This is a genomic window from Prevotella jejuni, from assembly GCF_900187995.1.
GTDB classification, from domain to species: Bacteria; Bacteroidota; Bacteroidia; order Bacteroidales; family Bacteroidaceae; genus Prevotella; species Prevotella jejuni.
Map to the genome: position 1 here is coordinate 1 of NZ_FZNZ01000071.1, position 5,422 is coordinate 5,422.

General features: G+C 37.2%; 3 protein-coding genes and 2 pseudogenes. 2 read left to right on the forward strand and 3 right to left on the reverse strand.

Translation table 11 applies throughout. The features are described 5' to 3' along the window. A pseudogene (locus CHB62_RS14195) lies at positions 1-392 on the reverse strand (hypothetical protein); the annotation flags it as partial. A 1,162-nt stretch (positions 393-1,554) separates the two neighbouring features. Here CHB62_RS14195 and CHB62_RS15035 point away from each other — a divergent pair. Both CHB62_RS15035 and CHB62_RS14200 read left to right on the forward strand, forming a co-directional pair. Next, the gene (locus tag CHB62_RS15035; RefSeq protein ID WP_167386081.1) at positions 1,555-1,716 is read left to right on the forward strand and encodes a hypothetical protein; all 162 of its coding nucleotides are present in this window, start codon (positions 1,555-1,557) and stop codon (positions 1,714-1,716) included. Between the two features lie 25 nt (positions 1,717-1,741). Further along, positions 1,742-3,346, forward strand: a complete 1,605-nt coding sequence (locus CHB62_RS14200; RefSeq protein ID WP_089367339.1) for a fimbrillin family protein — start codon at positions 1,742-1,744, stop codon at positions 3,344-3,346. A 701-nt stretch (positions 3,347-4,047) separates the two neighbouring features. Here CHB62_RS14200 and CHB62_RS14205 read toward each other — a convergent pair. Together CHB62_RS14205 and CHB62_RS14210 are read right to left on the reverse strand one after the other, a co-directional pair. Next, a complete protein-coding gene (locus tag CHB62_RS14205; protein WP_089367340.1) occupies positions 4,048-5,073 on the reverse strand; it encodes a hypothetical protein in 1,026 nt (341 codons plus the stop codon). Positions 5,074-5,131: 58 nt separating this feature from the next. Further along, positions 5,132-5,422 (reverse strand): annotated as a pseudogene (locus CHB62_RS14210) (IS30 family transposase); the annotation flags it as partial.

The following is a 5,422-nucleotide window of genomic DNA, read 5'->3' on the forward strand; positions in this document are numbered from 1 at the left end:
ACATATCTACGAAGTTTGTTCCCTGCCAAATAGATGTTATTTTCAGAGATATCAATGTTATAATATTTTTTGATAGCCTTTCGTGCTTCAGCATCACTGACAGACTGGTATCCCATTCTTCTGAGCGCATCATAAATAAGTTCTATTGCCAAATCTGTATACTCTACTTGTTTGTCTATATCCATTACCGTAACGCCATCAAGTCCTACTTCCGCAAGTTCTCTATAATATTCTCTGATTTCGTGGTCATACTTCTTTATTAAGTCTACCTCACTCTTTACAGTTCTTTCTTGATGAACCTGCTGTTTTGAGCTCTGCTTTGGAGACTGTTCCTTGCATCCATTCATTAATACTACATTTAGAATAAGCAGTAAAAGATATATTTTCTTCATAAGACAACTATTTTCGGTTCCTTAATATATTTATGGCTTAAAGTTGATATGCGTGGGCTATTTTAACAAGCCTCTAATAACTTTGAATAATATACTGCAAAGATATAAAAATATCTGAAATCCTTAGAACTTTTTGGGTTCTTCCATTAAATGTGTGGACGCTTTTCGTATTGCTTTAAAAGGAAGGACCGAAGCTTCTCATTAAACAAAAACATGGCTAAGACTGTCAACTTTCTGTCCTCTTATCATCCTCTGACATTGAAAATCATTTCTTTTTAGACTTCAAAAATATGCAGATAATGGTTTGAAAAATCATTACATAAATTCAAGCAAGACATCAATAAATAACAGCAAGACTACATACAAAAAGCAGGTCTGCAATCAACAGGAAATCAATTAGTTATAAAGAAGTAAAATAAAAGGTGCCTAATAGTACTCCTAACTTTCATGATGCAAAGGAACGAAGAAAAAAAGAGATGTGAAAAGGATTTCCCCTATACAGTGGGGGATTTTCCCTAAACTTGTGTTTGACACGATATAAAGCCCTAAAATCTCACCTTATTTATATACAGTTAGTTTTAGTTTTAAGTTGCTGTCACTTTTAACAATTCGCGTAATAGAGTAAATATTAAATGATTACATGCTTAAAGATGATGATAGCAATGACAGGAAAATAAGTTTTGATGGATTCTTTTCTCCACTTCTTCTTATAACACAAACAGCGTGGCGCATATAAGATTTACATACACATATATTAGGTCGAATGATAGTTCCGTTTCTAATCAGGGATGTATGAGCCGATTAGTTCAAAACATAAAATAATTGAAAAATGTAAACGATTAGATTTTAGGTAATATCATATAGCTGTTAGAAGGCAAGTTCTTTCTGGCAGCTATATTTTTATCGAATAGTTTTGATGTAAGAGACTTATGGTAAAAATGTGACCTATACGCCAAAAATGTAGCAGAAGATAAGAAGTCTAAGTTAATATTTTATAAATATAACTTTTATTATCTAAATCGGGGGGGGGTAAACTTGTTTATCTAAAAAAGTATAAATACTTTTGCCCTACTAATTCGATGACATCTATCAATAAATAATGTGATTTACAGAGATGCCGCATGTAGATTAGAGAGGATATAATCATATAAAAAAAACAGATATGCAAAGAAAAAATTATGTAAAAAAGGAATACTGTTGCCCCGAGCTTTCAGTTATTCCTGTATCGGCAGAACCAATCATGGGGACAAACTCACCCTTTGAGTCTGATCACAAAAAGGCAGATGATGACAACACTAACACGTTTGATGTTGAACCAGATTAACCCAAAATAATTATCAATAAGAATTATGAAGATTAACAAGTTCACAAGTTTGTTTGCTACATGCTTGCTTATGGGGCTGACGGCTTGTTCTAATGACAATGTAAGTGACGCGGATTATAGCAATAGTGCTAAGGATAAGGATTTAACAGGTAAGACTTCTTTCTCTATTACTTCGGAGGCTAAGACACGTACCTCAGGTGTTTATAATTCAGGGGTAGATTTCTACTGGACTCCAAACGACAATATTTGGGTAAATAGTGGCTCTACAACATCTCCTACACTAACAGCAAGTAGTTCCAACAATATTACATCAACAACAGCAGCTTCTGCAAAGTTCTATTTCGATGGAACTTATACGGCAGCGAGCTATCCTGTTAGATACACAGGGAACGCAAGCTCTTCAGGTAACACTGTTACAATAGCAACAAGTCAGAATCAGGACGAAGCCAACAATGCGACTCAGTTAGGAACTGTTGGAGACTGCGGTGTCGGTACTGCAACACGCCAAACAGATGGATCCTATAAGTTTAATCTCAGTCATGAGGCTTCGTACATAACATTTATGCCATACTACTCAAAAGAGGAGTTGGCTGCTTCTGCTGTAGTAACACAAATCAATGTTACAGCGGCTAACGATGAAAAACTTGCTGGAACGTTCAATTTTAGCGACAACGGTTTAGGAGCTGCAAATAGTTCTTCTTCTTCTAACAGCGTAACCTTGACTTTGAACGGAACAAGTTCAACAACTGGTTTCCCTATTCCTACTGAAGCTACAGCATCTAAGAATGCAGCCATAATGGTTGTAGCTCCAGGAACTTACTCAACCTTTAAGGTTACTTATACTCTATATGATTCCGTAACTGGTACAAAGAGCACTATTTCATATACATATAGTAATATAAAATGTGTTGCTGGAAAGAATCAGAAAATCAGTACTAACCTTGGCATGGAGACGTATACTTCTCGCAAGAGCAATTATTACATGTGGGATGCAAAGAGCAATTATTGGGATAGGTATGAGAGCAGTCAGCCTTTACTCAACGACGCTGAAAATGCAAACTATGCAACATCATCAGCGGACGCAAGATGGTACAATACTACATTCACGGATAAAGTCCAGACAAAGGCTATAAACTCATGCAAGGATGCCCCGACCTTCGAAGCACTTACATGGTATATTGGTGGAGGATCTCCAAAGTTGGATGACAAAACTTTATGGGTATTTGCAAACCATCTTTATGCAGGAGGCATCTGGCTAAAGAAAAAGAGCGAAATTTCACATTTTAGTTCTACGGAAAGCTATACAGGTACCGCTACGTGGGTTTCAGGTAAAGATATTAAATTTACTGTATCAAACTTTGGCAAACCAGAAGCATCAGTAAGAAGTAGTTATTTCTATCTTCCTGCACTTGGACAATACGTTGATGGGAAATTAACTGGTTTAGGAGTTAAAGGCTATTACTGGGCAAGTACACCAAATCCAGTTAACGATGGTGACAGAAGTCAACCTTATGGTAAAGTCATATCAGCCAACTGTCTTCGCTTTGCGACAGATGCGACATTAAATAATGTCTATGTACGTAGTTACTATGAACGTTATGTAGGCATGCAGGTAAAGGCATTTGAATAGATTCCCACAATAATTTAAGTAAAAGAGAGGCTGGAAACAATACCAAGCCTCTCTTTTTTCATCTGGAACCTTTACTGAATAAGAATGTAGAGAACACATTTATAAAGAGAGTATAATATAAAAATAGTTCTCATTGTGGCTCTCCCGTTAAATACGTAGATTGGAAAAAGAACAAAGGCTTATACACTTGTAAGGTATGACTGTCCAAAATCGGACGGTCTCACATAAAGGGATAAAGCACAAGATAAGAATGCAGAAAAAGCAAATATTTACCATGTCCTTCCGTCTTCTACAAACAACTTATTCCCATATCACTCAATGTTTGTAAACTATTTTCATACAACTCAAAACCAATACATGGTCTTCTGGCTTTGAAAAGACGCCCAATTGACTTGCAATAGATGCCCTTTTGAAGTCTTATTAACGCCCTTTTGAAATCCAATTAAGTACCTTTCCTTTTACGACTCCATAACGGGTTGATTTCCTGTTGGTTGCAGGCTCTCTTTTTTCTATCTTTTTTCCCACTTTATTTTAGGTCTTTTTCCGAAATTATGTCATGATTTTTCAGACTATTGTCTGTGTTGGTAGATTCAAGTACCAAGTGCAAATTTAATCAATCTTTTTGTTAAAAGCCAATATTAGAGATTTGGGTTTAAGTTATTCCGAAGATACATAAGGTTGTCTTTATGCAATCCTCCGTTTTACTCCAATCTATAGAAGTCACCATCATCATTGATACGATAAACATCTATGGAGGTTTTCTTACCCTCTACAGTTCGCACATAGATTGTACCATCCGTAAAGATAGCGAAGTCTTCCTTTATGTCATTATATGAGCTGAAGGCAAGGATGTTGATATTGTTGTCGTCGTCTATCATCCCATTCTTGTAGGTATATATAAGGAACTCATCGTCCTCGTTGCAGTTATAAGCAACAAAAATGGGGAAAGACTTATAGTTAGGAAGTTTCACGAAATAGAAACCACCAATGCCATTTATATGGGATATACTCTTCCCCATACATGCTCTCAGTTTTCCTTTATAGGGACGAATATTATATTCGCGGGCACGCTTGCTGCTCATCTCCTTTTTTACATCCTTATACATGTCAGCTTGCGTGTATTCCAGCTTTGCATCAAGGGAAGGCAGTCCCTGCCCCGATCTTCTTACATATTTGAAAATACCAGCAATGTTGTTATGATACAGCACAAGGTATTCACCAGTATAAATATACTCCAGCATATCGCTGTATATCTCGTTCGCCGACGACTGTATAAGCAAAACAGGGACTGACTTGGATATATTGATGCTACGAAGAGCAAAGTAATCCTTAAGGTAGGGGTAGTAAAGTGCATCCCGTTCGTACATAAACGGATCACGGTCCGTACGGCAAACCTTGATTTTCTTCCCATTCAGATAAAGGAAAGAGTCGCCAAGTATCTGTATCTTCATGTTCTGAAGTTCCTCCAAGCTATTCTCATTTCCCGTGACGGAATAATCATAGTAAGACACAAGTTCCCAACTGTCTTTCAGTTGGTATTTCTTTGCGGCATACGTGCGGTGGATGGCATTCCATTCTGCCGCTGTCTTGTCGCTGACAGGTTGCACCAATGGGGCAGCAGCTCTTTTACGCACCTTTGGCATAGGATGCTTCGTCTTTCTCTGTGCTTCAGAGTGCACTATGAAAAACAACAAGGCAATTAGTATCAGTACTACCTTCCTTTTCATATCTTGACTTTTATCTATGCTATGAACAGCTGTTTACAGGATGAATTAGCTACGATTCTGAATCTATAGCCCCTTTCTGCCACGAAGCGTATGGGTCAGCAAAATATATGGTGACACCAAGGCTTTTGGCTATCATTTCATGACAAGCGAATTCTGTACCATTGTCAGTTGTAATAGACTTGATATGGTCTTTGAAAGGAGATAGTAAGTGTATTACAGTTCGTGCCAGTTCTTTGGCATTTTTCCCATTCTTAAGTTTTCTCATAAACAGCATGTTTGTACTACGCTCTATCAGTGTTACGATGGCACCATGGTTTCCTCTCCCAACAATCGTATCCATCTCGAAATC